Consider the following 25,607-nt stretch of genomic DNA (forward strand, 5'->3'; position numbering starts at 1 on the left):
GCGCGACATGCGCGACGGGCGTGGCACCGGCCGATGGCCTGTCAGGTCCGGATCTCATCCGGAGATGTCGTCGTCACCCACCATGTTCGGCTCCTCGAATCCACTCGGAAGGTCCGAGAACATTACCACCCGCCCCTGCTGTCACGCAGGGGGAGACCGGGTCCGCGTGTTCACAGGTGAGGGGTGGTTTCGCGCCAGATAAGGTTAGGCTAACCTTCGATTTGTGAGATCTGGTGAACGCGCAGGCAGCGCCCCACGTCCGCGCGGTCACGAGCTGTCGGCCGCGCAGGTGACCGTGTCGTACGACGGCGTCGACGTCGTGCACGACGCGGCCCTCGTCCTCCGGCCCGGCGAAGTGACCGCCCTGGTCGGCCCCAACGGCAGCGGCAAGTCGACCTTGCTGCGCACGATCGCGCGGCTGCAGGGCGCCCGCACGGGCACGCTGACCCTTGATGCCGGCACGACCGACGCGACCGACGGCTTCGACCTCACGGCCCGTCAGTTCGCCCGCAGGGTCGCCCTGTTGACCCAGAGCAGGCCGACACCCGCCGGGCTCACCGTCCGCGACGTCGTCGAGTTCGGCCGCTATCCGTACCGTGGCCGCTGGGGACGCACCGACCCCGACGGCGCCGCCGTCGTCGACCGCGTGCTCGCCATGACCGGCGTCGCCGGGCTCGCCGAGCGCGGCGTCGACCAGCTCTCCGGCGGCCAGTTGCAGCGGGTGTGGCTCGCGGGCTGCCTCGCCCAGCAGACCGGCGTGCTCCTGCTCGACGAACCCACCACCTACCTCGACCTGCGCTACCAGGTCGAACTCCTCGACCTGATGCGCGATCTCGCGGACGACGACGGCATCGCCGTCGGCGTCGTCCTGCACGACCTCGACCAGGCCGCCGCCGTCGCCGACCGCATCGCCCTGCTCAGCGCCGGGCGCATCATCGCCGACGGCACGCCCGAGGACGTGCTCCGGCCGGAGCGGCTCTCCGAGACGTACGGCATCCGCATCGACGTCGACACCGACGCCCTCACCGGCCGGCTGCGCACCCGCGCGATAGGCCGCCACCACAGCAGAAGCGAAAGGCTCCACAGCACGCCATGAGACGACTCCTGATCACCGCGGCCACCGCCACCGCGGCAGCCCTCGCCCTGTCCGGCTGTGGTTCGTCCGAGCCCGCCAAGGCCTCCGCCGACACCAAGTCCGAGAAGATCACCGTCACCGACGCGAACGGCGCGAAGGTGACCCTCGACCACACGGCGACCAAGGTCGTCGGCACCGAGTGGAACGTCGTCGAGTCCCTGGTCACCCTCGGCGTCGACCCCGTGGGCGTCGCCGACGTCAAGGGCTACACGGCGTGGGACAAGGCCGCCCCGCTCACCGGTTCGCCCAAGGACATCGGCACCCGCGGCGAGCCCAGCATGGACACCATCGCGGGCCTCGCCCCCGACCTCATCGTCGCCACCACCGACCTGTCGGCGTCCGCGATCAAGCAGATGAAGAAGATCGCCCCGGTGCTCCAGGTCAAGGCCGCGAACGGCGCCGACCAGATCGGGCAGATGAACGACACGCTCGACGTCATCGCCAAGGCGACCGGCAAGGAGAGCGAGGCCGAGGCCGCCAAGACGGAGTACGAGGCCAAGATCGCCGCAGGTAAGAAGGCGCTGAAGGACGCGGGCCTCGCCGGCAAGGAAATCGCCTTCGCCGACGGCTACGCCGCCTCCAACCAGGTCTCCGTGCGCGCCTACACCAGCGCCTCCCAGATCGGCACCGTCAACGAGGCGCTCGGCCTGAAGAACGCCTGGAAGCTCAAGGGCGACAAGGACTACGGCCTCGCCACCACCGACGTGGAAGGGCTCACCGGCCTCGGCAAGGACACCCAGTTCCTCTACATCGGCAACAAGTCCGAGACCGACGTCTTCACCAAGGACCTCGCGGACAACTCCGTCTGGAAGTCGCTGCCCTTCGTCAAGTCCGGTGACGTGCACCGCCTGGACGACGGCATCTGGATGTTCGGTGGGCCGAAGTCGATGGAGCAGTACATCGACGCGGTCGTCAGCACTCTCACGAAGTAGGCCATGACCGTCACCGCAACCCCCGCCGCCACGCCCGAGCGCACGGCCTCGTCCCCCTCGGGCGCGGTCGCGGTGACGGTCGGGCTCCTCCTCCTCCTCGTCCTCGCGCTGGCCGTCGTCGACATCACGCAGGGCACCGCCTCCGTCGGCGCGAGCCAGGTGTGGAAGGCGCTCACCGGCCGCGCCGAGGAGGGCGACGCCTCCGTGGTCATCGCCTCCCGGCTGCCGCGCATGGTCGCCGGGATCCTCGTCGGCGTCGCGCTCGGCGCGGCCGGCGCCGTCCTCCAGGCCGTCAGCCGCAATGTGCTCGCGGCCCCCGACACCCTCGCGGTCAACGCCGGTTCGTACCTCGCCCTGAGCGTGCTCACCGTCACCGGTGTCAGCCTGCCGATGCTCGCGTCGTCGTCGGTCGCGTTCATCGGCGGGCTCGCGGCAGCCGCCGTCGTCCTCGGGCTCGCCGGACGCGGCGCCGGATCCGTACGGCTCGTCCTCGCGGGCAGCGCGCTGACCCTCGGCCTCAACGCCGTCGTCGAGGCGCTGCTCCTGCTGTTCCCCGAGTCCACCGACGGCATCTACCAGTGGGCCCAGGGCAGCATCAGCCAGAACGGCTTCGGCGGCATCGTCCGCATGGCCCCGGTCGTGCTCGCCGCCCTGATCGCCCTCGCCCTCCTCGCCCGGCGCGTCGACGCCCTCGCCCTCGGCGACGAGGCGGCGCGCGGCCTGGGCGTCCCGGTCCGCTCCACCCGCATCACCGCGGTCGTCCTCGCCGCGCTCCTGTCGGCGGCGTCGGTGACGCTCGCCGGGCCCATCGGCTTCGTCGGCCTGTGCGCGCCGGCCCTCGTCCGGCCGCTCGCGCGCCGGGTGCGTCCGCTGGTACGGCACCGGCTGCGCATCCCCTTCGCGGGGCTCGTCGGCGCGGCGCTCGTGCTCGGCGCGGACGTCCTGCTGCGCACCGTGACGTCCGCCGAGACCGCCGTGACCGTGCCGACCGGCGTCGTCACCAGCGTCATCGGCGCCGTCTTCCTCGTCGTCATGGCGGTGCGGATGCGGGACGGCGACGCCGCCGCCGCGCAGGAGCACCTGCGCATCCCGAGCCGGGCCGCGTTCACGCTCACCGTGCTCGTCCTCGTGGCCGTCCTCATCGGCGCGACCATCGCCGGGGTCCTGGTCGGCGACAGCACGCTCCTCCTCGGCGACGTCACCAACTGGCTGACGGGGCAGGCCGGGCAGGCCGTCAGCTTCGTCCTCGACACCCGGGTGCCGCGCGTCCTGGCCGCTCTCACCGCGGGCGCGGCGCTCGCCCTCTCCGGCACCCTCGTCCAGTCCGTGAGCCGCAACCCGCTCGCCGAACCCGGCACCCTCGGCGTCTCCGGCGGCGCGGGGCTCGGCGCCGTCCTCCTCGTCACCACCGCGCCCGGCGCCGGGGCGTGGGCCATCGCGGGCGCGGCGCTGGCGGGCGCCGCGCTCAGCTCCTCGCTCGTCTTCGGACTCGCGGCGAAGGGCGGCTACCAGCAGAGCAGGCTCGTCCTGATCGGCATGGGCGTCGCCACCGGCACGACCGCGCTGATCAGCCTCCTCATCGTGCTCACCGACCGGTTCAGCGCCACCAAGGCCCTGATCTGGCTGTCGGGTTCGACGTACGGGCGCACCGGCACCGACGTGCTGCCGGTGGCCGCGGTGCTCGTGATCGCCACCGCCGTCACGGTCGTCCGGCGCAGGGAACTCGACCTCGTCTCCCTCGACGAGGACACCCCGCGCCTGCTCGGCCTCGACCTCGCGCGCGGCCGGCTCGGCTTCCTCGTCCTGAGCGTGCTGCTCAGCGCCACGGCCGTCGCCGCGGCGGGCACGATCGGCTTCGTCGGCCTCATCGCGCCGCACGCGGCGCGCGCCCTGGTGGGCCGCAGACACGTCCGGGTCGTGCCCGTCGCGATGCTGCTCGGCGCGGTGCTGGTGTGCGCCTCCGACCTGCTCGGACGCACGGTGATCGCGCCGGCTCAGCTGGGCGCCGGGCTGATGACAGCGGTGATCGGGACGCCGTACTTCGTGTACCTGCTGGTGCGCAGCCGCCGGTAGCCGCTTCGGATGCAAAGGGACTAACGGGCGTCGGCCGCGCGCAGAGCGGCCAACGCCTTGTCCGCGTGGGCGCTCATCCGGAACTCGCTGCGGACGATCTCCAGGACGCGGCGGTCCGTCCCGATGACGAACGTGGCCCGCTTGGTCGGCAGCGGCGCGAAACCGCGGGCCACGCCGAACCGCCCGCGCACCGCGCCCTCCGGGTCCGAGAGCAGCGGGAAGCCGAGCGTGTGGAGCCCCGCGAACTCCTGCTGCCGCTCCACCGCGTCCGCGCTGACCCCGACGGGGCGGGCGCCGACCTCGGCGAACTCGGCGGCCAGGTCGCGGAAGTGGCAGGCCTCCGCCGTGCAGCCGGGGGTCATCGCGGCCGGGTAGAAGAACAGCACGACCGGGCCCTCGCCGAGCAGGGCGGACAGGGACGTGGGCGTGCCCGTCTCGTCGGGCAGGGTGAAGTCCTCGACGACGGATCCGACTCGGATGCGGGGGGACGCTGACACGGGAGGCTCCTGACGGACGCGGCGGACGGACGAAGAGGGTGCGTACGGGCACTGAGCCGCGCCCCGCTGGGTAGGGGCGCGACCATGAACTCGCATGATCGGAACGTGGAGACGGCTGCGGCGGCCGCGGAGTTCCTGGCCGGGCAGCAGGTCACGGAGAAACAGTGCGGAGGCTGCGGCACCGTCGTCGCGGGCATCAACGGCCGCTACGCGTGCGGCGCCTGCGGCTGGATCAATCACTGGTCCGACGGTGACACCCGGCTGCCCGGCACGGACGGGTGAGGCCCCGCGCACGCTCAGAGGATGTGGATGCGCTCCAGCTCCCCGTCCGCCCTGCGGATCATGAGCTCGTGGCCCGCGGCCCGCTCCCGCTCGACGAAGCCGAGCAGCAGCACGGCGCGGTTGATGACGTCCGCCTTGCTGACGCCGCCGGTCTCGGCCAGCTCGTTGACCGCGACGACGGCGGGCGGTGCCAGCGTGACGGAGAAGCGCTCGCTGGGCGGGTGGTCCGGATGTCCTGCCATGGGTGGGCTCCCTCGTCGGTAGGGCTGCGGTGGTAGGGCTGCGGCGGTAGTAGGGCCACTGACCCATCGAGTGAACCACAACCGACTCCGAAACGCACCACATATGCACCACTCGGCGGGTCACAATCTGCGGGACACGTCCTCCGCCGCCTGCCGCACCGCCGGCGCGAACGCCGCCAACTGCTCCTCCGTGACCAGGAACGTCAGGGACGAGACGGACACGGCGCCGACCGCGGTGCCGTCGGCGTCGAGCACCGGGGCGGCCAGGGAGCAGATGGAGGCGTCCGCCTCCTCGTAGTCGGTGGCGTACCCGGTCTCCCGGATCGCCGCCAGCTCCTCGGTCAGGGCGGCCCGGTCCGTGTGGGTGCGCGGGGTGCGCGCCGGAAGGCCGGTACGGCCCAGGATCTCCGACACCTCCTCCGGTGGGAGGTGCGCGAGCAGCGCCTTGCCCGCCGCCGTCGCGTGCAGGGGGAGCGGGGTGCCGACGTCGGTGGCGATGCGGTACGCGTGGCCCGGGTCGACCTTGTGCGTGTACGTGGCGTGGTCGCCGCTGAGGACCGCCAGGTGGACCGCCTGCCCGAGCCGCTGTTGCAGGGCGCGCAGGACGGCGTCGATGCCGACCGCGTCGTCGGCGAGCACCTGTGCCGCCAGCGCGCGCAGCTGGACCCCGCAGCCGTACCGGCCCTCGCCGTCGGGCGCGGCGTAGCCCTCCTCGACCAGGGTGGCCAGAACCCGGTGGGTGGAGGCCTTGGAGACGCCGGAGCGCTCCGCGATGTCGCCAAGCCGGTGCGGCCCGTCGGCGCGGGCGACCGCGTGCAGCACCCGTAGCGCCTTGACGACGGAATTCGCGGGCTTGCTCGGTTCCATTGACCCTCCGGGGAGAAGCGGGCTATGTTGCCAATCGATCCGTACAACGGAACGTCATTCTACTGTACGGAACAGATTCGGGATTCTCCTCCAGGTGCGAGCCCGGCCACCTTCCCCCCGGCCGGTGCGCGGGCACCACTCTCACGCTCGGGAAAGGCGGCCGTCCATGGCTGTACACGGATCTTCTTCCGTGCGCCCGCAACGATTCGATCTCGTCATCGCGGGCGGGCTCCTCGCCGATCCACTGCGGCCGGAGGCCGAGCCGGGCGATCTCGCCGTCCAGGACGGGAGGATCGCGGCCGTCGGCGCCCCGGGCACGCTCGACGGCGCCGAGCGCCTGGACGCGACCGGGCTGCTCGTCGCGCCGGGCCTGATCGACCTGCACACGCACGTCTACGACCCGGGCACCGACCTCGGCGTTCCGGCCGACGTGATCGGCGTCGACCAGGGCGTCACCACCGTCGTCGACGCGGGCAGCTGCGGCAGCGACCACTGGGACGACTTCGCCGATAACGTTGTCCGGCCCGCCACCACCCGCGTCCTCAGCTGGCTCAACATCTCCCGCCACGGCCTCGCCCACGGCCGCAAGGAGCTCTCGCGCGGCCCCGACGACATCGACGAGGCCGCCACCGAGAAGCGCTTGCGGGCGCACCCCGACCGCATCCGCGGCATCAAGATCCGGATGAGTGCGTCGGTCCTCGGCAACAGCGGGCTCGCGCCCCTGAAGGCGGCGAAGCGCGTGGCCACACGGGTGGGTGTGCCCGTCATGGTCCACGTCGGCAACGAGCCCCCGCACCTCGGCGACGTGCTCGACCTGCTGGGCGACGGCGATGTCGTCACCCACGCCTTCCACGGCAAGCCCGGCGGTCTCTTCGGCAGCGAACCGCAGGCCCGCGCCGCGATCGAGCGGGGCGTGCGGCTCGACGTCGGGCACGGCAGCGCCAGCCTCAGCTTCGCCGTCGCCGAACGGGCGATCGCCGCCGGGTTCACCCCGCACACCATCAGCACCGACCTGCACAACCGCAACGTCGACGGGCCCGTGCACTCCCTCGTCACGACCCTCACCAAACTGCTCGCGCTCGGCCTGACCCCGCAGCAGGTGATCCGCTGCTCGACGCTGCACGCCGCGCAGGTCATCGGTCTGGCGGAGGAGTTCGGCACCCTGCGGGCCGGTTCGGGGGCCGACCTGACGCTGCTGCGGCTCTCCGAGGAGCCCACGACGCTGACCGACGCCGACGGCGCCACCCGTACGGGGACGAGCCGCCTCCAGGAGGTCGCCGTCGTCCGCGCCGGAATCGCGCGGCGCCTCCAGGCCCCGTAGCCCCACCGCGTTCGCCCCACCGAACCGAACCACTGGACAGAACCACCGGACAGAACCACCGAAAGGCCCGTGCATGACCACCCCCCTGATCGAGCGGCTCGCCGCGACCGTGCAGGACACCGCGCGCCCCGTCACCGACGCGGACCGGGCCGACCTGACGGCGTTCCTCCCGCTCGCCCAGGTCTACGCGGAGACGTGCGGGATCGCCTTCGACGAGACGCGGTCCCTCGCGCTCGCCGTCCACGCCCTCGCCTTCGTCCGCCGGGTCCGCGACGCGGAACACCTCGACGCGCTCGACGACCAGCTCGCCGCCGAGGTCGCCCCGGGCCGGATGGCCGCCGTCCGCACCCTCGTCGACACCTACTGCACCCCGCGCGGTTTCGCCGCGCGGGACACCGAAGTCCTGCTGCTCGCCCTGCACTTCGAGGCGGCCGCACAGCTCCAGACCCAGCACCAGCCCACCGCGCAGGCATGACCGACCCCTCAGGGAGCACCGCCATGACAGTCAAGATCGTGATCGGACACCGGCTCGGCAAGGGCCACGCCGTCGCCGAGGGCATCCGCGCCGCGGGCGGCGAGCCCATCCTCATCCCGGGCCCCGGCGCCGACATGAAGGTGGGCGACGTGATGGCCGCCGAAGGGGCCGACCTCGGCATCTCGTTCTGCGGCAGCGGTGGCGCGGGCGCCGTCACCGCGAAGGCCAAGTACGGGCACGAGATCGAGTTCGGGATGCGGTCCGCGCAGGCCGGGGTGACCGCCGTCGAGCAGGGGCGGACCGTCCTCGGGTTCGGGTTCCTCGACAGCGAGGAGCTGGGCTTCAAGGTCACGGAGGCGCTCCTGAAGAAGCTCGGCAAGGAGGCGGCGTGAAGCAGGAGCGGCACACGTTGCGGCTCAGCGGCTCGGGGCCCACCCGCGAGAAGGCGTTCGCGACCGCCATCGGCCAGGTGCAGTCGGCCGTCGGCAAGCGCACCGACGGCGTCTCCTTCCGGGTGGAGCCCCTGGAGCTGGATGTCGTGGGCGCGGTGGAGCATCGCTGGACCGAACGGTTCCTCGGGCTCTTCTTCCCCCGCACCCGGCAGCGCTTCGAGATCACGCTGCGCATCGAGGTCCAGGTGACCTCACTCGACCTGGACGCCCTCGACTTCACGGTGCGCGAGGAGCGGCTCACGCCGCTCCAGCACGCGCTGCGCATGAGGTGACCCGATGAACCACACCCTCACCGTCCTCCTCGAATCCCTCGTCATCGGCGGCCTGATCGGCTTCGGCGCGAGCGCGGGCGTGGCCCGTATGTTCCACGCCCCGAAGGTCCAGGGCATGGGCGCCTTCCGTACCCTCGGCGAACTCAACGCCTGCCAGAACGACCCCGTCGCGCACTTCTCCTTCGGCCTCGGCTTCCTCTTCAACGCATGGTCGACGGCGGTCGGCACCGGCGCCCTGACCGGCGACGTCGACCACCGCATCGTGCCGCACTGGACCGCGTCCGCCGCGATGATCAAGAACCGCAACCTCGCGGAGACGCTGCACAACCCGCGGCGCATGGCCCTCACCGGCACCGTCGTCGGCATGCTCCTGATCACGCTGCTCAACACGACCGCCGCCTCCATCCCGCACTCCCTCCAGGACGTCGCGGCGAAGGTGCTCGGACCGGCCTCGGAGTGGCTGATCAACCCCGTCATGCCGATCATCTTCTGGATGGCGGCCGTGGACGCGGGCCGCCGCACCGGCGCCTGGGGCACCGTCCTCGGCGGCCTCGGCCACCTCGTCATGGGCAACGCCGTGCCCGGCATCGTGCTCGGCATCGTCATCGGCAAGGGCGTCGACGACCTCGGCTGGACCAAGGTCACCAAGTCCCTGGCCACCGCGGTGGTCGTGCTCTTCGCCGCAAGCGCCTTCCTGCGCGGCACCGACCTCACCCTGCTCACACAGATGAAGGTCGACATCCCGCACTGGCTCCTGCAGTTCCACGACGCCACCGGCACCAAGCCCCAGTGAGGCAGGCAGCGACATGACCGACTCATCCACCACCGCGCCCGCCGCCGGCGGCATACCCGAACAGAGCACCGGGTCAGGAGCGGCCAAGGGCGGCTTTCTCAGCAAAGTGCCCGGCGAAGGCAGCTTCTGGCTCTCCGAATGGGCCTTCCCCGTCTTCGTCGCCTGCCTCGCCGCGGGCATCTTCACCGGCACGCACCTCTACTACGTCTACGACACCGGCGTGTTCAACGAGGTCGCCGTCGCCTCCATGCTCAAGGCCGGGATGGAGGGCGGCAGTTACGGCGCCGCCGCCGCGTTCGGCGCGGGCTTCCTCTTCGCCCGCATCATCGAGGGCCCCATGGTCGGCATCCTCGACATCGGCGGCTCCCTCCAGACCGGCGTCGGCATCGGCATCCCCGCCATGCTGCTCGCCGCCGGGTTCACCGCCCCGCTCCAGCACTTCTGGCTCGCGATCCCCGTCGGCGCCGTGCTCGGCGCGCTCATCGGCATCGCCATCCTCGTCATCCGCCGGGCCACGGTGAACTCCACGGGCGGTACGTCGACGTTCGGCGCCGACGTGATGATGGGCGCCGGAAACTCCGCAGGGCGCTACCTCGGCCCGCTCGTCATCATCTCCGCCGCCACCGCCTCGCTCCCGGTCGGCCTCGGCTCCACCATCGGCGCCGCCCTGTTCTACGCCTGGAAGAAGCCGCTGACCGGCGGCGCGATCATCGGCGCGATGGTCGCCGGGTTCTTCTTCCCGATCCCCGGCAAGTGAGCGCCCCATCCGTTCCGCTCCAGTGCAAGGACATCACGTGAGCACACTCCACCAGGACCTCGGCGTCCCGCCCGCGATCAACGCCAGCGGCAAGATGACCGCCCTCGGCGGCAGCGTCCTCGGCGAGGGCGTCATCGCCGCGATGGGCGACGCGGCCCGCCGGCACGTCGTCATGGACGACCTGATCGCCGCCGTCGGCCGCGAGATAGCCAGGGCCACCGGCACCGAGGACGGCTGCCCCACCACGGGTGCCGCCTCCGGTGTCGCCATCGCGGTCGCCGCCGTGATCGCGGGCACCGACCTGTCCCGGATCGAGGCACTGCCCGACGCCCGGGACGCACCCTGCGAGGTGATCCTGCCGCGCGGGCACTCCGTCCACTTCGGCGCCCCGATCCGGCAGATGATCGCCCTCGGCGGCGGCATGCCAGTCGAGGTCGGCTCCGCCAACAAGGTCACCGCCGCCCACCTCTCCGGCGCCATCGGCCCCCGTACGGCGGCGCTCCTCCATGTCCAGTCGCACCACGCCGTGCAGAAGGGCATGGTCGGCCTCGCGGAGACCGTCGAGGTCGGCCGCCGCCACGGCATCCCCGTCATCGTCGACGCCGCCGCGGAGGAGGACCTGAAGCGCTGGCCCGCCACCGGCGCCGACCTCGTCATCTACAGCGGCGGCAAGGCCGTCGGCGGGCCCACCTCCGGCATGATCTGCGGCAGCGCCGAGCACATGGCCGCCTGCCGGGCCCAGTACAACGGCGTCGCCCGCCCGATGAAGGTCGGCAAGGAGACCCTGTTCGGCCTGGTCCAGGCGCTCCGCGAGTACGGGAGCGCCGCACCGGGCGACCACCGCGCGCGCATGGAGAGGCTCGCCGCGCGCCTCGCCGAACTCCCCGGCATCACCACCCGCGTCACCGCCGACGAGGCCGGACGCGCCATCCACCGCACCGAACTCACCGTGCACCCCACGGTCGCGGGACGGGACGCCACCGCTCTGGCCGCCGAACTCGCCGCTCACGGCATCCACCTGCGCGACCACCATGCGAGCACCGGCCGCCTCTACATCGACCCGCGCCCCTTGCGCCCCGACGAGGAGGAGCAGCTCGTGGACCAGTTGACCGCACTGCTCTCAGGTACCGAAGGAGAAGGACGTTGACCGTCGTAGAACGCCGCCTGGTCGTCACCGAGGAGGCCGGGCTGCACGCCCGTCCGGCCGCCGCGTTCGCCCAGACCGCCGCCCGCAGCGAGGCCGAGGTCACCGTCGCCCGCGAGGACGGCCGCGAGGTCCCCGCCCGCAGTGTCCTCTCCCTGATGACGCTCAACATCCGCTGCGGCGACGCCATCGTGCTCCGCGCCAGCGGCGCCGACGCCGAATCCACCCTGGACGCCCTCGCCGCCATCGCGGACCCGGCATGACGGGGCCCGCCGCCACCGAGGTCATCGAGCGGCTGCGCGTGGCCCGGGTGACGCCCACCGTCCGCGAGGCCGACGCCGACACCGCCGACCGCGTCGCCCGGGCGCTCGTCGACTGCGGCATCACCGCGTTCGAGTTCACCGCCACCACGCCCGGCTGGGAGAAGCTGGTGGAGAGCTGGTCGCGGGAGGCGCCGCACATCACCCTCGGGCTCGGCACCGTCACCTCGCCCGACATCGCCGAGCGTGCGCTCGCGGCCGGGGCGCGGTTCCTCGTCAGCCCGTTCCAGGTGCCCGACGTGCGCCCCGTCGCGGACAAGGCCGGACGGCTCCTGGTCGAGGGCGGCCTCACACCCAGCGAACTCCGTACGGCGGCCGGCCGGGGCGTGGCGAAACTGTTCCCCGCGCACGTCGGCGGCGTCACCTACCTGAAGTCGGTGCTCTCGGTCCTGCCCGGCGCCCGGATCGCGGCGACCGGCGGCGTCACGGTCGACAACGCGGCAGACTGGCTGGCCGCCGGAGCCTTTCTCGTCAGCATCGGCAGCGACCTCACCAAGGGCGACGTCGCGGCCAACGTGGACCGGCTGCGGAAGGGAATCGGCTGACCCCGTCGTGCGTTACAGCTCCTGCGGCCCGAACAGCGAGAACGGGCCGTCACCACCGATCTGGGCAGGAGTTTCGCATGACCGTGGGAACCGAGAAGGCTGTGCTGGCCGGAGGCTGCTTCTGGGGCATGGAGGACCTGATCCGCAAGCAGCCCGGCGTGGTCTCCACGCGCGTGGGCTACAGCGGCGGTGACACCCCCAACGCCACCTACCGCAACCACGGCGACCACGCCGAGTCGATCGAGATCGTCTACGACCCGTCGGTGACCAGCTACCGGGACGTCCTGGAGTTCTTCTTCCAGATCCACGACCCGACGACCCGGGACCGGCAGGGCAACGACATCGGCCGCAGCTACCGTTCGGCCATCTTCTACGCCGACGAGGCGCAGCGCGCCGTCGCCGAGGACACCATCGCCGACGTCGACGCGAGCGGTCTGTGGCCGGGCAAGGTGGTCACCGAGGTCGCGCCGCTCGGCGACTTCTGGGAGGCCGAGCCGGAGCACCAGGACTACCTGGTGCGCTACCCCAACGGCTACACCTGCCACTTCCCCCGCCCGAACTGGAAGCTGCCGAAGCGCGCGGAGTCGGCCACCGGCTGACCTCGGGCGCCGCGGCGGGCGGTAGCGTGCTGCGGTGGACGGGGCGCGTGGGAGGGAGCCGGCGATGGTGGAGTGGAGACAGATCGGACGGGGCGTCCGGCAGGTCCCGGAACCGTGGGCGACCCCGCTCATATGGACCGCCGCCTACCTGGGCGCCTTCGCGCTCGTCGCCCTCCTCGACGTGCTCGGCTTCCTCGACCGTACGGGCCTCGCGCTGCTCGTGCTGATGCTGCTCGCGGCGCTGCTGGGCCTGCGGGGCCGCTTCATCGCGGCGCCCGGCACGGCGCTGCTCTGCTGGACGGGTCTCAATGTGCTCGGCACGGAGCCGGCCGGTGAGCTGTCGTGGGCCGGGCACCGCGATCCGGGCTGGATGGCGTGCCTGCTCGCGGCGGCGGTCGTGGGCACGGTCGCGGGCCGGGTGCTACACGCGCGGGCGGCGTACCACCGGGTGACACCGTTCGACGAGACGGCCTGACAACGACGGAAGGCCCCCTCCGCACACTGTGCGGAGGGGGCCTCCCGTCGTTCAGCGGGGTTCAGTGGGCCGGTTCAGGCGCCACTGGCGTCGAGCATGGCGTCGCGCTCGACGATCTTCACGCGCTCGCGGGACTGCGGCTCGCCGAGCGCCTTCTCGGCGGCGTCGAGCTTGTACCAGCCGTCCCAGGTGGTGTACCGGACGCCGTGCTCGCCGAGGAACGCCTCGACGGCCTCGGGGTCGGGGGAGGCGGGGGCGGGCAGCCGGCCGCTCTCGAAGTCCTCCAGGAGGTTGGCGACGGTCTCGTTGGCGTCGCCCTTGGTGTGGCCGATCAGGCCGATCGGGCCGCGCCGGATCCAGCCGGTGACGTAGGTGGAGGGCAGGTGCTCGCCGTTCTCCTGGATCACGCGGCCGCCCTCGTCGGGGACGGTGCCGGTGGCGACGTCCCAGGGCAGCTTGGGCAGCTCGTCGGAGAGGTAGCCGACCGCGCGGTAGACGGCGGTGACGTCCCACTCGGTGAAGTTCCCGGTGCCCTTGACGTTGCCGGTGCCGTCCAGCTCGGTGCGCTCGGTGCGCAGCGCGGTGACCTTGCCGTCCGCGCCGAGGATCTCGGTGGGCGACTCGAAGAAGTGCAGGAACAGTTTGTGCGGGCGCTCGCCGATGTCGCGGATCGCCCAGTTCTCCAGGGTTTTGGCGACCATGTCGGCCTGCTTGTTGGCGCGGCGGGTGGCGATCGAGCCCTCGTCGTAGTCGATGTCCTCGGGGTTGACGATGACCTCGATGGTGGGCGAGTGGTCCAGCTCGCGCAGCTCCATCGGGCTGAACTTGGCCTGCGCGGGGCCGCGGCGGCCGAAGACGTGGATCTCGCGCGCCTTGTTGGCCTTGAGGCCCTCGTGCACGTTCGGCGGGATCTCGGTGGGCAGGAGTTCCTCGGCGGTCTTGGCGAGGATGCGGGCGACGTCGAGGGCGACGTTGCCGACGCCGAGGACGGCGACCTTCTCCGCGTCCAGCGGCCAGGTGCGGGGCACGTCCGGGTGGCCGTCGTACCAGGACACGAAGTCCGCGGCACCGTAGGAACCGTCGAGCTCTATGCCCGGGATGTCGAGGTGGCGGTCGGCGGTGGCGCCGGTCGAGAAGACGACCGCGTCGTAGAAGCTGCGCAGGTCGTCGAGGTCGATGTCGCGCGGGTAGTCCACGTTGCCGAAGAGACGGATCTGCGGCTTGTCGAGAACCTGGTGCAGGGCGGTGACGATGCCCTTGATGCGCGGGTGGTCGGGCGCCACGCCGTAACGGATCAGGCCGAAGGGGGCGGGCATGCGCTCGAACAGGTCGATGGACACGCCGGGTTCGGTGGCCACTGCGGACTTCAGCAGAGCGTCGGCGGCGTAGATGCCGGCGGGGCCCGCTCCGACAATGGCGACCCGCAGAGGGCGAGGCATGTTCAGGTTCCCTTCGAAGGAAAGAGTCGTACTCCCCCTGATCTTAAAGTAAGGCAAGCCTTAGTTGGCAGGCGGGTCCGGTCTATGGGCTCATAAGCAAGGTTTATGGGATGTCATAGAGCTGCTTTGGGGGTGCGGGGCGGGCCCCGGAACGCGCTTGTACGGGCCGCGCCCGGCGCCTAGCGTGCCCCCGTGGATGCCTTCACGCGGTCATGGGCGGCCCTGCGCGCGGCCGTCGCGGGCCTCGCCGACGAGGACTACGAGCAGCCGTCGGGCTGTGCCGGATGGCTCGTCCGGGACCTGGTGTGCCATCTGGTCATCGACGCCCAGGACGTGCTGATCACCCTGGTCACCCCGGCCGACGAGGAGCCGACCGCCGACGCCGCCGGGTACTGGGACCTCCTCGCGGAGCCCCCGTCCGGTGACGATCCCCTGGACGCGCTGATCCCGCGCCTCGCCGCGGCGTACGGCGCACCGCACCTGCTCGCGTTCCACCTCGACGACGTCGGCTCCGCCGCCGGACGCGCCGCGGAGCTCGCGGACCCGGCCGCCCGCATCGCCACTCAGGACAAGGTGCTCACGGTCGGCGACTACCTGGCGGCGTACGTCCTGGAGTGGACCCTGCACCACCTGGACCTGATCGCCCACCTGCCCGCGGCCCCGCGGCCACCCGCCGAGACGCTCGCCGTGGCACGCGCCGCGCTGGAGACGATCGCGGGGGCCCCGTTCCCGGCCTCGTTCACGGACGCGGACGCGCTGCTCGTCGGGACGGGGCGCCGGGCGCCGACAGCCGCCGAGACGGCCGCCCTTGCCGAGTTCGCCGCGCGGCTTCCCCTGATTCTCGGCTGACCCGTACGTTGACGCCATGACACATGGAACAACCCCTGGTACAGCCTTGATCACCGGTTCCTCGCGCGGCCTCGGAGCCGTCATCGCCCGGCGCCTCGCGGACGACGGGCATCCGGTCGCCGTCGTCTACCGGTCCGGCGCGCAGGCGGCCGAGGCGGTCGTCGCCGACATCCGCGCGAAGGGCGGGACCGCCGAGGCGTTCGCCGCCGACGTGACGGACGAGGGCGCGGTGGCGGCGCTCGTGACCGACGTCGCCGACCGGCTCGGCGCCGTCACCACCCTCGTCGTCAACGCCACCGGACCGCAGCCCGAGGTCGATCCGACCGCGGTGACCTGGCAGGACCACCTCGACCAGCTCACCTTCTTCGTCAAGAGCCCCACCCTGCTCATGCAGGCCGTGCTGCCCGCGATGCGGGAGCGCGGCGGCGGCCGCATCGTCCAGATCGGCTCCGACGTCATCGAGCGCGTGCTGCCCGGCATGTCCGCGTACACGGCCGCCAAGGCCGCCCAGCACAGCCTCACCGAGATCTGGGCCCGCGCGCTCGGCCCGGACGGGGTCACCGTGAACACCGTGGCCCCGGGCTGGATCCCGGTCGAGCGGCACGCGGACGCGCCCGCCGACGCGCTGGCCGCCTACGCCGCCGACGTTCCGCTGCGCCGCATGGGGAATCCGGACGACATCGCCGCCGCCGTCTCCTACCTCGTCTCCCCGCAGGCGGCCTTCGTCACGGGTGAGCGCATACGGGTCAACGGCGGCCACGCGCTCGGCTGACACGGCCGTGCGGCACGGGCTCAGTTCAGGGTGTCGGGGTCCGGGCCCGTGCGCAGGCCGCGGTCGGAGGCGGCGAGCGCGTCAAGATCGTCGGCGGACAGCTCGAAGTCGTAGACGTCGAGGTTCTCGCGGATGCGGGACTCGGTGACCGACTTGGGGATCACCACGTTGCCGGTCTGGAGGTGCCAGCGCAGGACGACCTGGGCCGGGCTCTTGCCGTGGCGCGCGGCGATCGTGGTGACGGCCTCGTCCTTGAGGACGGCGCCCTGGGCGAGCGGGCTCCAGGCCTCGGTGACGATGCCGTGCTTGGCGTGGAAGTCGCGCAGCTCGCGCTGCTGGAGGCCCGGGTGCAGCTCGATCTGGTTGACGGCCGGGACGACCGAGCCCTCGGCGAGCAGGCGCTCCAGGTGGGCCGGCTGGAAGTTGGAGACGCCGATGGCGCGGGTGCGGCCGTCGGCGTACAGCTTCTCCAGGGCGCGCCAGGTGTCGGCGTACAGGTCGCGGGCCGGGGTCGGCCAGTGGATGAGGTACAGGTCGACGTGGTCGAGGCCGAGCTTGTCGAGGGAGGCGTCGAAGGCGGCGAGGGTGGCGTCGTGGCCCTGATCGGCGTTCCACAGCTTGGTGGTGACGAACAGCTCGTCGCGGGCGATGCCGGAGTCGGCGAGCGCCCGGCCGACGCCGCGCTCGTTGCCGTAGATCGCTGCGGTGTCGATGGAGCGGTAGCCGGCGTCGAGAGCGGTGGCCACGGCGGCGGTGGTCTCCTCGTCGGGCACCTGGAAGACGCCGAAGCCGAGGCGCGGCATGGTGACGCCGTTGTTGAGGGTGACGGTGGGGATGGTGGACATGTGCTCGTCCCTTGCCTTACTGCCGTGCGGTCGCGCCGCGCGAGGATGATGCGCGAGCGCCTTACGAGCGACAACAATAGTTGCGTACGCGGGTTAATTGCAAACGCGGGTAGTGGTGAGCCGGTGGGGCTGGAGGGGCGGGTGGCCGAGAGGCGCCCACCGGAGCAAATGCCGTGAAATGGGCGTTGCGGAGTCTTCCCATCACCGGGACGCTGGGCGCGTCGCCCAGGGGCGGTCGGGACCGCTACGGGACGCCGCGAGGAGGACGCTGCCGATGCTGGTTGTCGCTCTTTTGCTCTTGCCGGTCATGGGGCTCCTGGTGATCGCCATGGACCGGATCGAGGATCTGCTGAACAAGGAGGCGCGCCCGCCGGCCGGCCGGCGCGTACGCCATCTGCGCCTCGTCCCCACCGGACGCCGCGCGGGCCGCCACCGGGCACCGGCCGCCGACGATCACGCCCGCGCTGCCTGAGTGCCCATTGCTCCTGACGGGTACGGACGCGGACTGAGCACGCCCGGCCGGGGAAGACGTGCGGACATGACCGTACTGAGGAAAGCCGCACGTCCGATGCTCGCTTCGGTCTTCGTGACCAGCGGCGTGAGCACGCTGCGCGACCCGGCGCGGGTCGCGCCCGCCGCCGAACCGGTGGCCATGCCCGTCGCGCAGCGCATTCCGCGCCTGCCGGAGGATCCCGAGGAACTCGTCAGGATCAACGCCGCGGTGCAGGTCGGCGCCGGACTGCTGCTCGCGACCGGCAGGCTGCCGCGCGTCGCCTCGCTCGCGCTCGCCGGTTCGCTCGTGCCGACGACGCTCGCGGGCCACGCCTGGTGGAAGGAGAAGGACCCCGAGCGTCGCGCGCAGCAGCGGACGCAGTTCATGAAGAACCTCTCCCTGATCGGCGGACTGCTCATCGCCGCCGCCGACACGCACGGGAAGCCGTCGGTCGCCTACCGCACGCGGGGCGCCGTGGCCAGCGGCCGCAAGACCGCCCGGCGCGCGGGCAAGGACGCCGCGGGGACCCTGCGGGGAGCGTCCGACGCCGTGCGCGTGCTTCCGTCGAACGCCCGGAAGGCCGTCGCCGAGCATCTGTGAGGCGGCGCCGAGAGCAGAGAAACGGAGAACCCTCTCGTGACCACATTTGTCATCACCATCCCGGGGACGTTCCTGCGGGACGCGGACGCCCGCGCGCGGGCGGACATCGCCGAACGCCTGCGGCCCGTCGACCCGAACCAGACGGAGCTGGGGCGCGAGGAGGACCTCGACCTGCTCACCGTCAACGACGACAACACCTTCAGCATGCGTCTGGAGGTGACCGCGGGCGCGGGCGAGGAGGCCCAGCACAAGGCCGAGCGGACCGCCGCGGAGGCGCTGCGCGCCGCGGGCTTCTCCGCGGAGGACGCCCCGCTCGGCCCGCCGGCCGTCACCGGGATCGACAATCCGGCCTGATGGCGCCGCTCGCGCGAGGCGCCCGCCCCCTCGGGGGACGGGCGCCTTCGCCGTGAGCGGGCGGTGTCAGACCTGCCCGCGCTCGCGGGCGGCCGTCTCGGCGAGCTTCTGGAACTCGCCGAGGTCGTAGTTGGCCAGCGTCGAGTCGAGGTTGGTGAGGGCGCCCAGGCGCTCCACGAACCCCTTCGGGTCGTACTCGATCTGCAGCGTCACCCGGCTCGTGGTGTCGCTCAGCCGGTGGAAGGTGACCACTCCGGCATGGTCGACACCTTCGACGGTGTGCCAGGCGATCCGGTTCTCCGGGACCACCTCGGTCAGTTCGGCGACGAAGTTCTTCTCCGCCCCGGGCAGCTCGAGCTGCCACGCGAAACGCCGCCCGTCCATCGGCTCGACCAGGCGTACGTGGCTGAGGAAGGCGGGCCAGCGGGAGACGTCGCTCCACAGCTCCCAGGCGACGGAGACGGGGGCGTCGAGGTCGACGGACTCGAGCAGGGACGCGGACATGGGCACCTCTTTCCGATTCGTTCTCCGGGGTCAGGCCTTCTGCCCGGACGCGGCCAGTTCCTTCAGGTCGACGGTCTCGCCGGCCTCCGGCGCCTGCGGGCGGACCGGCTTGCCGTAGTCGCTGAACGTGGCCGTATTGGGCTCCTTGCCGCCGCTCGTCGTCGTACGCAGGATGTACGGCTTGCCTTCCGTGGCCACGTACAGGGTGAGCGTCTCGCCGCCCGACGCCTTCTTCGTCAGCTTGATCGCCTCGGCGCCGTCGACGGTGGTCGTGCCGCCCTTCTCCATCCCCTGGCGCTCCGACTTGTTCTCGTCCATGGACGCGACGAGCCCCTGCTTGTCGCACAGGCCCTGCGTCATCGCGTCGTCGGCGGGCGCCTTCACCCACTTGTCGGCAACCTTCGGTACGACCTTCTCGCCGCCCGGCCGGCTCTTGAGCGTGTTCTGCCAGTACTTCTCGTCGCCGCGCAGGTACAGCGTCGCGTCCGTGTGGCGTACGTCCGCCTTCGCGCCGCCGCTGCTGATGGTGCCCTCGCAGTTCTTCTCCTGGTCCACCGACAGGTCGACGGTGACCACGGCGTCCGAGGCGGCCCCGGCCTGGCGCACGGTGCCCTTCATGTGCAGCGAGTCGGCCTGCTTGGTGGCCTCCACCGCGTCCGCGGCGATGTCGTCGGCGCTCTTGCCCGCGAAGGGCTTGTCGTCACCGCTGTCGCTCCCGCACCCGGCCAGCGCGGCCAGGGCCGCCCCGGCGACCGCCGCCGTCATCGCCCTGCCGACCCTCGTGCCGACCCTCATGATCGCGCTCCCCTCTCGAAGACGTCCGAGGACATCTGCGCCCCCGTCCGGACCGCGGCCGTCAGGGCCGCGGAACGCCCCCCTTACCCCAAGTGTCCGAAGGGTCACCGGAACGTCGCTTGCCACTTTCCGCGCACCGTGCCCGCGCGCATCGCCCGCCGGGCGCTTACGGTGAACGAGCGGCAGACCGGAGACAGCGATGACGTCAGCCAGGAAGCCAAGGAAGCCAAGGAAGCCGAGCCAGCCGAGCCGGCCAGGAAAGCCGGGGAAGACCCCCATCGGTCTGGAACAGCGCATGTCCCTGACCGGCACAGGAACCTTCGACTGGGACCTGGACAGCGGCGAGGTGAGCCTCGACGCCAGCTCCCACGACCTGCTCGACCTGACCCCGGACGAGTTCGACGGCACCATGGCCTCCCTGCGGGAGCGGGTGTCCTCGGAGGAGATCGTCCGGATGACCTTCGCGGTCACCGAGGCGATCACCTCGGGCGCCGACTGCTACGGGGTCTACTTCCGCGCCCACCGCCGGGGCGGCGCCCTGCACCTCATCCACGCGCGCGGGCGCATCCTGCGCGACAGGGACGGCCGCCCCGTGCGCGTCGTCGGCGTGATCCGCCCGGCCGCGGGGGACGGGGCGGAGCTCGCGGCCGTCGATCCCCGGGAGGAGCACCGGCAGGGCATCGCGCTCATGGTGCAGGGCACCACCGACGCCCTCTCCCGTGCCGTCACCGTGGACGACGTGGTGGCCGTGCTCTCCGGGGCGAGCGGCCTCGACCGGTTCGCCGCCGACGGCCTCGTGCTCGGCCTCGTCGAGGGCGACCACCTGAAGCTGATCGCGCTCGTCGGACAGACGATGCGGGCCCTCGACGAGCTGAAGCTGCACAAGGTCGACGAGTCGGTGCCGCTCGCCCAGGCCGTCACGACCCGACGCCCCCGCTTCATGGGCTCCCTGTCGAGCCCCGCGCGCGAGTACACCCGCCTCGGGCCCTACATCGACGAGATGCGGCTCGACTCCGCGGCGTTCCTGCCGCTGGTCGCGCAGGACCGCGCGATCGGCGGACTCGCACTCTTCTACAAAGGGCGCAAGGAGTTCACCGACGCGGACCGCAACCTGTGCATCGGCCTGTCCGGCATCGTCGCGCAGTCCCTGCAGCGGGCCATGCTCTTCGACGAGGAACGCGACATCGCCAAGAGCCTCCAGGCGACCATGCTGCCGCGCGGCGTGCCCGAGGTCGCCGACACCGAGGTCGCCGTGCGCTACCACGCCGCCTGGGGCGGCCGGGAGGTCGGCGGCGACTTCTACGACGTCATCGCCCTGCCCCGGGGCCGCATCGGCGTGGTCGTCGGCGACGTCCAGGGCCACGACACCCACGCCGCCGCCATCATGGGCCAGCTCCGCATCGCCCTGCGGGCCTTCGCCGGGGAGGGCCACTCGCCCGCGACCGTCCTCTCCCGCACCTCACGGTTCCTGGCCGAGCTGGACACCGACCGCTTCGCCACCTGCACCTACGCCCAGTTCGACCCCGCCACCGGCATCGTGCGCGCCGTGCGGGCCGGGCATCTGCCGCCGCTGGTCCGGCACGTCGACGGCCAAGTCGGCGTGCCCCGCGTCCGGGGCGGGCTGCCGCTCGGCCTCGCCAGCGAGTTCGGCATGGAGGACTACCCCGAGGTACGGCTCGACCTCGTGCCCGGCGAGACGCTGGTGCTCTGCACGGACGGGCTCGTGGAGGACGCGGGTCTCGACCTCGACACAGGCATCGAGAACCTCGCGGAGGTCCTGCGCACCGGCCCCGAATCCGCCGAGGAGCTGGCGGACCATCTCTCGCGCGCGCTGTGGGAGCGCTGGGGCAGCAGTGACGACGTGGCGCTCCTCGTGCTGCGCCGCCTCCCCGACCCCGGCACCCCGCAGGAGCCGCGCATCCACCGCTACGTCCACCAGGCCGACCCCGAAGGGCTCGCCGACACCCGGGCCGCGCTCCGCGACCACCTCGCCTCGTGGGGCCTGCGCTCCGTCGCCGACGACGTCGAACTGGCGGCCGGTGAACTCCTCGTCAACGCCCTGGTCCACACCGAGGGCGGCGCCATCCTCACCCTGGAGGTGCTCACAGGGCCGCCCCGCCGCGTCCGCCTCTGGGTGAAGGACCGCTCCAGCTCCCGGCCCCGCCGCCGGTCCCCGGGCGAGACGGCCACCAGCGGGCGCGGCCTGCTCCTGGTGGAGGCGGTCGCGTCGTCCTGGGGCGTGGAACCGCGCGGCGAGGGCAAGGCGGTGTGGTGCGACTTCAGCGCCGACGACCGCGCCGACGACTGACCGCCGCCGCGGCTTCAGTCGGCCGGGGCCAGATCCGTGATCTTCCGGGTCTGCAGATCCGACCGGACCTTGATCTTCGTGACGTCCGGATTGCTCCCGTCGTTCCACGTGAGCGTCACGAGTGCCGTGGAATGCCCGGCCCCGGAACCGGTGTACTTCACCGCCCACTTCACCGGAACGTTTTGCGCGAACAGAATTCCGTCCGCGTGTTCCCTTTCCTCGTAGGCGGCCACCTTCTTCCGCAGCGCGGGGGAGAGGTAGAAAGCGCGCAGAGCCTTCGCGTCGGCGGCGGATCCCGGATCCTCGTTGTCCCAGACGGCGTCGATGTAGGCGCCGTAGAAATTGGCCACGCGCGTGGTGGTGTTGCGGGGATCGCCCTGCGAGGCGGGGGCCGCGGCGGCGGTGCGGGTCCCGCCGGCGGCGGGGGACGGGCCCGCCAGGGCGGGTGTGACGGCTGCCAGCGCCAGTACGGCGGCGACGCCGCCCGCGGCGATGTAGCGGGTGCGAAGGATCTTGCGCATCGGTAGTGCCTTCCCCGTGTACGTGCTGTGGTTCGAGCTCGGTCACAAGAGAAGATGGCGAATTCCTGGCGGCAGTTCCAGGAATCCCGAAGAATTCCCGCCGGAGTCGCTGCCGAGTGGCGTAGCCAAATGGTTGTACGTCGAAAAGAAAAGAACCGGTAAAGGTGCTCGGGCGGCCCGGCGGCGCGAAAAGGGGCGGCACACGGGGTGCCGCCCCTCTCTATGTGCTCCAGCGCGCCCTCAGGACTGGGGGCGGCTGCCGTGGTTGGCGCCGTTCTTGCGGCGGGCCTTCTTCTTGCGGCGTCGCTTCGAGGACATCGCTACCTCCCAGGGTCGGTGCTTCTTGTGGATCTCCCTGGAATGTCCAGGCGAGCACGGGCCCGCCTACCCGGCCACACGCGCCTCATAGTGTGACGCCCGTCACTATTCGTCCTCGTCGTCACCTTCGAAGAAGTCCCCGACCTCGTCGACGACCTCGGCCGCGACCATGCCCCCGACGACGCCGACGGCGAGCCCCGCCGCGCCCACGGCGACCGCCGTGCCGACGCCGGGCCCGGAGCGGTGGCCCTCCTCGTGGAAGCCGCCGTGGTCCTGCCCGTACCCGGCGTGGCTGCCGTACGCGGACCGGTGTTCGATGACCTGTCGCACCCAGCCGTCGACGAGCGCGTTCCAGTCCTGGTGGTGGACGGCGTCGTGGCCGACCGTGAACCGGGTGACGGCGTCATGGCCGGACGAGAAGAGTCCGCCGCGCTTGTCCGCCTCCAGGACGACCTCCATGGAGGCGGGCGTGGCGAGGAAGGTCACCTCGATCTCGTTCACCTCGTGCGCGTACCGCGGCGCCGGGGTCAGCTCGATCTCCTGGTAGAAGGGCAGGCTCTGCCCGGTGCCGCCGATCCGCCCGTACTCCAGGTCCGCGGAGCGGAAGCCGAAGCCGAGCTGTCCGAACGCCTCCAGGATCGCTTCCTGCGCGGGGAGCGGCCCGACGGCGAGCTGGTCCAGGTCGCCCCGGTCCTTGGCGCCGGCGACGGAAAGCTCCGTGCGCACCCCGAGGGCGATGCCGAGCTGCTGCCCGTACAGCTCGGTGACCGGTGTCTCCCAGGGCAGGACCACGCTGAACGGCACGCTGTGCTCGGCGCCGTCCGCGAGCCGGAAGCCGCCGCCGACCACGAACCGGTCGAAGACGACCACACCCTCGCTCTCGCCCTGCTCGTGCTCGGCCTCGACGCGGGCGACGAGCTCGAGCGTGATCTGCTCGATGGTGAAGTCGCCGCTGCCGCCGCGGAGATGGACCTGGCCGGAGAGGCTGCCGCCGGGGACCGCGGCCCCCGGGGCGAGGACGGTGTCGACAGTGGGGCCGCCCACGCCTAGCGAGCTGAGCAGTCGTTTGAACACCATCGAAGCGTTCACTTCCTTGTCTGCGGGGTGGTGCGGAAGGGATCGGGAACACGGGTGGCGTTCCCTTCGTTCTGCAAGTCCTGCGAGTATTTCTACAAGCACGTAGAAGTTACCGCGCGCGGACGTCGCAGCGCGTGCAAGGTACCCGACATCCCCCGAACGAGAAGGAGTCACAGCCCGCGATGGGTGCGCCTCTCCTTGGCCAAGTCCTGCTCCTGACGCTCGCCTTGGCCCTCACACTCGCCTGCGCCCTCTTCGTGGCGGCCGAGTTCTCCCTGACGACCGTCGAGCGCGCCGATCTGGAGCGCGCCGCGCAGGCGGGGGAGCGGGGTGCGAGCGGCGCCCTGAAGGCGGTGCGCCGCCTGACGTTCCAGCTGTCCGGCGCGCAACTGGGCATCACCGTCACCTCCTTGGTGATCGGTATGCTCGCCGAGCCCTCCCTCGCCGCGCTCCTTCGCGGCCCCCTGAAGGCGGCCGGACTGGGCGGCGCCGCCTCCTCGGTGGCCTCCGTCCTCGGCGTCGCCCTGTCCACCGTGCTCCTGATGGTCATCGGTGAACTGGTGCCGAAGAACTGGGCGATCGCGCGCCCGGTCGCCGTCGCCAAGGTCGTCGCCGGGCCGCAGCGCGGTTTCACGGCGGCGTTCGGCCCGTTCATCCGCCACCTGAACAACACGGCGAACCGGTTCGTGCGCCGCTTCGGCCTGGAGCCCGCCGAGGAGCTGGCCTCGGCCCGCACCCCGCAGGAGCTGGTCGCGCTCGCCCGGCACTCCGCCGCCGCGGGCGCCCTGGAGCCGGACTCCGCCGAACTGTTCGTGCGCACCCTGCACCTGGGCGAGCTGAGCGCGGAGAACGTGATGACGCCGCGCGTCGACGTACAGGCCCTCGAAGCACACGCCACGGCGGCCGACACCGCGAACCTCGCCCATGCCACGGGCCTCTCCCGCTTCCCCGTCTACCGCGACAGCCTCGACGACGTCATCGGCACCGTCCACATCCGTGACGCCCTCGCCCTGGAACCGGAGAAGCGGCAGCTCACGCCGGTCACCGAACTCGCCACGCCGCCGCTGCTCGTGCCCGACAGCCTCCCCGCCGACCGGCTGCTCCAGCGGCTGCGGGAGAGCCGCACCATGGCCGTCGTCATCGACGAGTACGGGGGCACGGCCGGGGTCGCCACGGTCGAGGACATCGTGGAGGAGGTCGTCGGCGAGGTGCGCGACGAGCACGACCCGGCGGAGGCGCCCGGCCTGCGGCCCGCCGAGGCGCGCACGGACGGCCGCGCCGTCTGGGAGGCCGACGGCGGCGTCCGCATCGACGAACTCGCCGCGATCGGCTTCGCCGCCCCCGAGGGTCCGTACGAGACCGTGGCCGGACTCGTCGCGACGCGGCTCGCCCGGATTCCCGTCGAGGGCGACACGGTCACCGTCGAGGACTGGGAGCTGGCCGTGCTCGACGTCGACCACCACCGGGCCGACCGCGTCCGGATCACCGGACCCGACCCGGCCACCGCCGCCGACACGACCGCGCAGCTGACGGGAGAGGCCCGATGAGCAC

32 protein-coding genes are annotated in these 25,607 nt (G+C 72.1%); 22 read left to right on the plus strand and 10 right to left on the minus strand.

Going from position 1 to position 25,607, the window contains the following annotated elements:
- The first annotated feature begins 223 nt into the window (after positions 1 to 223).
- From N5I75_RS34225 to N5I75_RS34235, 3 genes are read left to right on the plus strand one after another with little or no spacing between them, the layout of a single operon-like run.
- A complete protein-coding gene (locus N5I75_RS34225) occupies positions 224 to 1,096 on the plus strand; it encodes an ABC transporter ATP-binding protein (RefSeq protein ID WP_476684034.1) in 873 nt (290 codons plus the stop codon).
- Positions 1,093 to 2,067, plus strand: coding sequence for an ABC transporter substrate-binding protein (locus N5I75_RS34230; protein ID WP_476684035.1), 975 nt, complete (start codon positions 1,093 to 1,095; stop codon positions 2,065 to 2,067). Before N5I75_RS34225 ends, N5I75_RS34230 begins: the two co-directional genes overlap by 4 nt.
- A gap of 3 nt (positions 2,068 to 2,070) precedes the next feature.
- The gene (locus N5I75_RS34235) at positions 2,071 to 4,140 is read left to right on the plus strand and encodes an iron ABC transporter permease (protein ID WP_476684036.1); all 2,070 of its coding nucleotides are present in this window, start codon (positions 2,071 to 2,073) and stop codon (positions 4,138 to 4,140) included.
- 20 nt (positions 4,141 to 4,160) lie between these two features.
- Here N5I75_RS34235 and N5I75_RS34240 read toward each other — a convergent pair whose 3' ends face one another.
- The gene (locus tag N5I75_RS34240) at positions 4,161 to 4,637 is read right to left on the minus strand and encodes a peroxiredoxin (protein WP_476684037.1); all 477 of its coding nucleotides are present in this window, start codon (positions 4,635 to 4,637) and stop codon (positions 4,161 to 4,163) included.
- Between the two features lie 84 nt (positions 4,638 to 4,721).
- Here N5I75_RS34240 and N5I75_RS34245 point away from each other — a divergent pair, with 84 nt between their 5' ends.
- Positions 4,722 to 4,919, plus strand: coding sequence for a hypothetical protein (locus N5I75_RS34245; RefSeq protein WP_476684038.1), 198 nt, complete (start codon positions 4,722 to 4,724; stop codon positions 4,917 to 4,919).
- A 14-nt stretch (positions 4,920 to 4,933) separates the two neighbouring features.
- On the opposite strand, the gene N5I75_RS34250 is transcribed toward N5I75_RS34245, so the two are convergent.
- Entirely contained in the window at positions 4,934 to 5,161 is a 228-nt protein-coding gene (locus N5I75_RS34250; protein WP_476684039.1) for a ribbon-helix-helix domain-containing protein, read from the minus strand.
- 120 nt (positions 5,162 to 5,281) lie between these two features.
- Positions 5,282 to 6,028, minus strand: a complete 747-nt coding sequence (locus N5I75_RS34255; RefSeq protein WP_476684040.1) for an IclR family transcriptional regulator — start codon at positions 6,026 to 6,028, stop codon at positions 5,282 to 5,284.
- Positions 6,029 to 6,218: 190 nt separating this feature from the next.
- On the opposite strand from N5I75_RS34255, the gene N5I75_RS34260 reads away from it, so the two are divergent.
- The 11 genes from N5I75_RS34260 (at position 6,219) to N5I75_RS34310 (ending at position 13,181) form a co-directional block, all read left to right on the plus strand.
- Positions 6,219 to 7,349 carry an amidohydrolase/deacetylase family metallohydrolase gene (locus N5I75_RS34260; RefSeq protein WP_476684041.1) on the plus strand — a complete coding sequence of 377 codons (1,131 nt, stop codon included), beginning with the start codon at positions 6,219 to 6,221 and terminating at the stop codon, positions 7,347 to 7,349.
- 73 nt (positions 7,350 to 7,422) lie between these two features.
- Positions 7,423 to 7,824, plus strand: a complete 402-nt coding sequence (locus N5I75_RS34265; RefSeq protein ID WP_476684042.1) for a hypothetical protein — start codon at positions 7,423 to 7,425, stop codon at positions 7,822 to 7,824.
- A gap of 23 nt (positions 7,825 to 7,847) precedes the next feature.
- Entirely contained in the window at positions 7,848 to 8,216 is a 369-nt protein-coding gene (locus N5I75_RS34270; RefSeq protein ID WP_476684043.1) for an SFCGS family glycine-rich protein, read from the plus strand.
- Positions 8,213 to 8,548, plus strand: coding sequence for a DUF4312 family protein (locus tag N5I75_RS34275; protein WP_476684044.1), 336 nt, complete (start codon positions 8,213 to 8,215; stop codon positions 8,546 to 8,548). Before N5I75_RS34270 ends, N5I75_RS34275 begins: the two co-directional genes overlap by 4 nt.
- Before the next feature lie 4 nt (positions 8,549 to 8,552).
- Positions 8,553 to 9,341, plus strand: a complete 789-nt coding sequence (locus N5I75_RS34280) for a DUF4311 domain-containing protein (protein ID WP_476684045.1) — start codon at positions 8,553 to 8,555, stop codon at positions 9,339 to 9,341.
- 13 nt (positions 9,342 to 9,354) lie between these two features.
- Positions 9,355 to 10,098, plus strand: coding sequence for a DUF4310 family protein (locus N5I75_RS34285; protein WP_476684046.1), 744 nt, complete (start codon positions 9,355 to 9,357; stop codon positions 10,096 to 10,098).
- A gap of 37 nt (positions 10,099 to 10,135) precedes the next feature.
- Complete coding sequence (locus N5I75_RS34290; RefSeq protein WP_476684047.1) at positions 10,136 to 11,245, plus strand: DgaE family pyridoxal phosphate-dependent ammonia lyase; 1,110 nt, start codon at positions 10,136 to 10,138, stop codon at positions 11,243 to 11,245.
- Positions 11,242 to 11,505 (plus strand): HPr family phosphocarrier protein, encoded by a 264-nt coding sequence (locus tag N5I75_RS34295; RefSeq protein ID WP_476684048.1) that lies wholly within the window; start codon positions 11,242 to 11,244, stop codon positions 11,503 to 11,505. Before N5I75_RS34290 ends, N5I75_RS34295 begins: the two co-directional genes overlap by 4 nt.
- Positions 11,502 to 12,107, plus strand: coding sequence for a bifunctional 4-hydroxy-2-oxoglutarate aldolase/2-dehydro-3-deoxy-phosphogluconate aldolase (locus tag N5I75_RS34300; protein ID WP_476684049.1), 606 nt, complete (start codon positions 11,502 to 11,504; stop codon positions 12,105 to 12,107). The genes N5I75_RS34295 and N5I75_RS34300 overlap by 4 nt, the downstream gene beginning before the upstream one ends.
- 77 nt (positions 12,108 to 12,184) lie before the next feature.
- Positions 12,185 to 12,706 carry a peptide-methionine (S)-S-oxide reductase MsrA gene (gene msrA, locus N5I75_RS34305; RefSeq protein WP_476684050.1) on the plus strand — a complete coding sequence of 174 codons (522 nt, stop codon included), beginning with the start codon at positions 12,185 to 12,187 and terminating at the stop codon, positions 12,704 to 12,706.
- Positions 12,707 to 12,770: 64 nt separating this feature from the next.
- A complete protein-coding gene (locus N5I75_RS34310; RefSeq protein ID WP_476684051.1) occupies positions 12,771 to 13,181 on the plus strand; it encodes a hypothetical protein in 411 nt (136 codons plus the stop codon).
- A gap of 74 nt (positions 13,182 to 13,255) precedes the next feature.
- Here the strand turns inward: N5I75_RS34310 and N5I75_RS34315 are convergent, their stop codons facing one another.
- Complete coding sequence (locus N5I75_RS34315) at positions 13,256 to 14,620, minus strand: FAD-dependent oxidoreductase (protein WP_476684052.1); 1,365 nt, start codon at positions 14,618 to 14,620, stop codon at positions 13,256 to 13,258.
- Positions 14,621 to 14,812: 192 nt separating this feature from the next.
- On the opposite strand from N5I75_RS34315, the gene N5I75_RS34320 reads away from it, so the two are divergent.
- Both N5I75_RS34320 and N5I75_RS34325 read left to right on the plus strand, forming a co-directional pair.
- Positions 14,813 to 15,469, plus strand: coding sequence for a maleylpyruvate isomerase N-terminal domain-containing protein (locus tag N5I75_RS34320; RefSeq protein WP_476684053.1), 657 nt, complete (start codon positions 14,813 to 14,815; stop codon positions 15,467 to 15,469).
- 16 nt (positions 15,470 to 15,485) lie between these two features.
- The gene (locus N5I75_RS34325; protein WP_476684054.1) at positions 15,486 to 16,241 is read left to right on the plus strand and encodes an SDR family NAD(P)-dependent oxidoreductase; all 756 of its coding nucleotides are present in this window, start codon (positions 15,486 to 15,488) and stop codon (positions 16,239 to 16,241) included.
- Positions 16,242 to 16,261: 20 nt separating this feature from the next.
- On the opposite strand, the gene N5I75_RS34330 is transcribed toward N5I75_RS34325, so the two are convergent.
- Positions 16,262 to 17,086: an aldo/keto reductase gene (locus N5I75_RS34330; protein ID WP_476684055.1), complete on the minus strand. Its 825-nt coding sequence runs from the start codon at positions 17,084 to 17,086 to the stop codon at positions 16,262 to 16,264.
- 274 nt (positions 17,087 to 17,360) lie between these two features.
- On the opposite strand from N5I75_RS34330, the gene N5I75_RS34335 reads away from it, so the two are divergent.
- The 3 genes from N5I75_RS34335 to N5I75_RS34345 all read left to right on the plus strand — a co-directional run bounded on the left by N5I75_RS34335 (position 17,361) and on the right by N5I75_RS34345 (position 18,533).
- Positions 17,361 to 17,558: a hypothetical protein gene (locus tag N5I75_RS34335; RefSeq protein WP_476684056.1), complete on the plus strand. Its 198-nt coding sequence runs from the start codon at positions 17,361 to 17,363 to the stop codon at positions 17,556 to 17,558.
- A 66-nt stretch (positions 17,559 to 17,624) separates the two neighbouring features.
- Entirely contained in the window at positions 17,625 to 18,179 is a 555-nt protein-coding gene (locus N5I75_RS34340; RefSeq protein ID WP_476684057.1) for a DoxX family protein, read from the plus strand.
- Positions 18,180 to 18,215: 36 nt separating this feature from the next.
- Positions 18,216 to 18,533, plus strand: a complete 318-nt coding sequence (locus N5I75_RS34345; protein ID WP_476684058.1) for a hypothetical protein — start codon at positions 18,216 to 18,218, stop codon at positions 18,531 to 18,533.
- 66 nt (positions 18,534 to 18,599) lie between these two features.
- Here the strand turns inward: N5I75_RS34345 and N5I75_RS34350 are convergent, their stop codons facing one another.
- Together N5I75_RS34350 and N5I75_RS34355 are read right to left on the minus strand one after the other, a co-directional pair.
- The gene (locus N5I75_RS34350) at positions 18,600 to 19,037 is read right to left on the minus strand and encodes an SRPBCC family protein (protein ID WP_476684059.1); all 438 of its coding nucleotides are present in this window, start codon (positions 19,035 to 19,037) and stop codon (positions 18,600 to 18,602) included.
- 30 nt (positions 19,038 to 19,067) lie between these two features.
- Positions 19,068 to 19,832, minus strand: coding sequence for a hypothetical protein (locus N5I75_RS34355; RefSeq protein ID WP_476684060.1), 765 nt, complete (start codon positions 19,830 to 19,832; stop codon positions 19,068 to 19,070).
- 295 nt (positions 19,833 to 20,127) lie between these two features.
- On the opposite strand from N5I75_RS34355, the gene N5I75_RS34360 reads away from it, so the two are divergent.
- Positions 20,128 to 22,140: a SpoIIE family protein phosphatase gene (locus tag N5I75_RS34360; protein WP_476684061.1), complete on the plus strand. Its 2,013-nt coding sequence runs from the start codon at positions 20,128 to 20,130 to the stop codon at positions 22,138 to 22,140.
- 14 nt (positions 22,141 to 22,154) lie between these two features.
- Here the strand turns inward: N5I75_RS34360 and N5I75_RS34365 are convergent, their stop codons facing one another.
- From N5I75_RS34365 to N5I75_RS34375, 3 genes are all read right to left on the minus strand, one after another.
- Positions 22,155 to 22,661, minus strand: a complete 507-nt coding sequence (locus tag N5I75_RS34365; protein WP_476684062.1) for a hypothetical protein — start codon at positions 22,659 to 22,661, stop codon at positions 22,155 to 22,157.
- A 240-nt stretch (positions 22,662 to 22,901) separates the two neighbouring features.
- Entirely contained in the window at positions 22,902 to 22,979 is a 78-nt protein-coding gene (locus N5I75_RS34370; RefSeq protein WP_370443954.1) for a 50S ribosomal protein bL37, read from the minus strand.
- Positions 22,980 to 23,084: 105 nt separating this feature from the next.
- Complete coding sequence (locus tag N5I75_RS34375; RefSeq protein ID WP_476684063.1) at positions 23,085 to 24,056, minus strand: sporulation protein; 972 nt, start codon at positions 24,054 to 24,056, stop codon at positions 23,085 to 23,087.
- 182 nt (positions 24,057 to 24,238) lie between these two features.
- On the opposite strand from N5I75_RS34375, the gene N5I75_RS34380 reads away from it, so the two are divergent.
- The gene (locus tag N5I75_RS34380; protein WP_476684064.1) at positions 24,239 to 25,603 is read left to right on the plus strand and encodes a hemolysin family protein; all 1,365 of its coding nucleotides are present in this window, start codon (positions 24,239 to 24,241) and stop codon (positions 25,601 to 25,603) included.
- Positions 25,604 to 25,607 lie beyond the last annotated feature (4 nt).

It is taken from the genome of Streptomyces sp. R818 (assembly GCF_056172735.1).

Excerpts from the sequence above, each read along its gene's own strand:
- N5I75_RS34230 (WP_476684035.1), top strand. The coding sequence starts at position 1,093 with ATGAGACGACTCCTGATCACCGCGGCCACCGCCACCGCGGCAGCCCTC.
- msrA (WP_476684050.1), top strand. The coding sequence starts at position 12,185 with ATGACCGTGGGAACCGAGAAGGCTGTGCTGGCCGGAGGCTGCTTCTGG.
- N5I75_RS34300 (WP_476684049.1), top strand. The coding sequence starts at position 11,502 with ATGACGGGGCCCGCCGCCACCGAGGTCATCGAGCGGCTGCGCGTGGCC.
- N5I75_RS34245 (WP_476684038.1), top strand. The coding sequence starts at position 4,722 with ATGAACTCGCATGATCGGAACGTGGAGACGGCTGCGGCGGCCGCGGAG.
- N5I75_RS34255 (WP_476684040.1), bottom strand. The coding sequence starts at position 6,028 with ATGGAACCGAGCAAGCCCGCGAATTCCGTCGTCAAGGCGCTACGGGTG.
- N5I75_RS34235 (WP_476684036.1), top strand. The coding sequence starts at position 2,071 with ATGACCGTCACCGCAACCCCCGCCGCCACGCCCGAGCGCACGGCCTCG.
- N5I75_RS34265 (WP_476684042.1), top strand. The coding sequence starts at position 7,423 with ATGACCACCCCCCTGATCGAGCGGCTCGCCGCGACCGTGCAGGACACC.
- N5I75_RS34340 (WP_476684057.1), top strand. The coding sequence starts at position 17,625 with ATGACCGTACTGAGGAAAGCCGCACGTCCGATGCTCGCTTCGGTCTTC.
- N5I75_RS34315 (WP_476684052.1), bottom strand. The coding sequence starts at position 14,620 with ATGCCTCGCCCTCTGCGGGTCGCCATTGTCGGAGCGGGCCCCGCCGGC.
- N5I75_RS34360 (WP_476684061.1), top strand. The coding sequence starts at position 20,128 with ATGTCCCTGACCGGCACAGGAACCTTCGACTGGGACCTGGACAGCGGC.
- N5I75_RS34330 (WP_476684055.1), bottom strand. The coding sequence starts at position 17,086 with ATGTCCACCATCCCCACCGTCACCCTCAACAACGGCGTCACCATGCCG.
- N5I75_RS34350 (WP_476684059.1), bottom strand. The coding sequence starts at position 19,037 with ATGTCCGCGTCCCTGCTCGAGTCCGTCGACCTCGACGCCCCCGTCTCC.
- N5I75_RS34310 (WP_476684051.1), top strand. The coding sequence starts at position 12,771 with ATGGTGGAGTGGAGACAGATCGGACGGGGCGTCCGGCAGGTCCCGGAA.
- N5I75_RS34270 (WP_476684043.1), top strand. The coding sequence starts at position 7,848 with ATGACAGTCAAGATCGTGATCGGACACCGGCTCGGCAAGGGCCACGCC.
- N5I75_RS34335 (WP_476684056.1), top strand. The coding sequence starts at position 17,361 with ATGCTGGTTGTCGCTCTTTTGCTCTTGCCGGTCATGGGGCTCCTGGTG.
- N5I75_RS34325 (WP_476684054.1), top strand. The coding sequence starts at position 15,486 with ATGACACATGGAACAACCCCTGGTACAGCCTTGATCACCGGTTCCTCG.
- N5I75_RS34355 (WP_476684060.1), bottom strand. The coding sequence starts at position 19,832 with ATGAGGGTCGGCACGAGGGTCGGCAGGGCGATGACGGCGGCGGTCGCC.
- N5I75_RS34375 (WP_476684063.1), bottom strand. The coding sequence starts at position 24,056 with ATGGTGTTCAAACGACTGCTCAGCTCGCTAGGCGTGGGCGGCCCCACT.
- N5I75_RS34250 (WP_476684039.1), bottom strand. The coding sequence starts at position 5,161 with ATGGCAGGACATCCGGACCACCCGCCCAGCGAGCGCTTCTCCGTCACG.
- N5I75_RS34365 (WP_476684062.1), bottom strand. The coding sequence starts at position 22,661 with ATGCGCAAGATCCTTCGCACCCGCTACATCGCCGCGGGCGGCGTCGCC.
- N5I75_RS34280 (WP_476684045.1), top strand. The coding sequence starts at position 8,553 with ATGAACCACACCCTCACCGTCCTCCTCGAATCCCTCGTCATCGGCGGC.
- N5I75_RS34370 (WP_370443954.1), bottom strand. The coding sequence starts at position 22,979 with ATGTCCTCGAAGCGACGCCGCAAGAAGAAGGCCCGCCGCAAGAACGGC.
- N5I75_RS34380 (WP_476684064.1), top strand. The coding sequence starts at position 24,239 with ATGGGTGCGCCTCTCCTTGGCCAAGTCCTGCTCCTGACGCTCGCCTTG.
- N5I75_RS34285 (WP_476684046.1), top strand. The coding sequence starts at position 9,355 with ATGACCGACTCATCCACCACCGCGCCCGCCGCCGGCGGCATACCCGAA.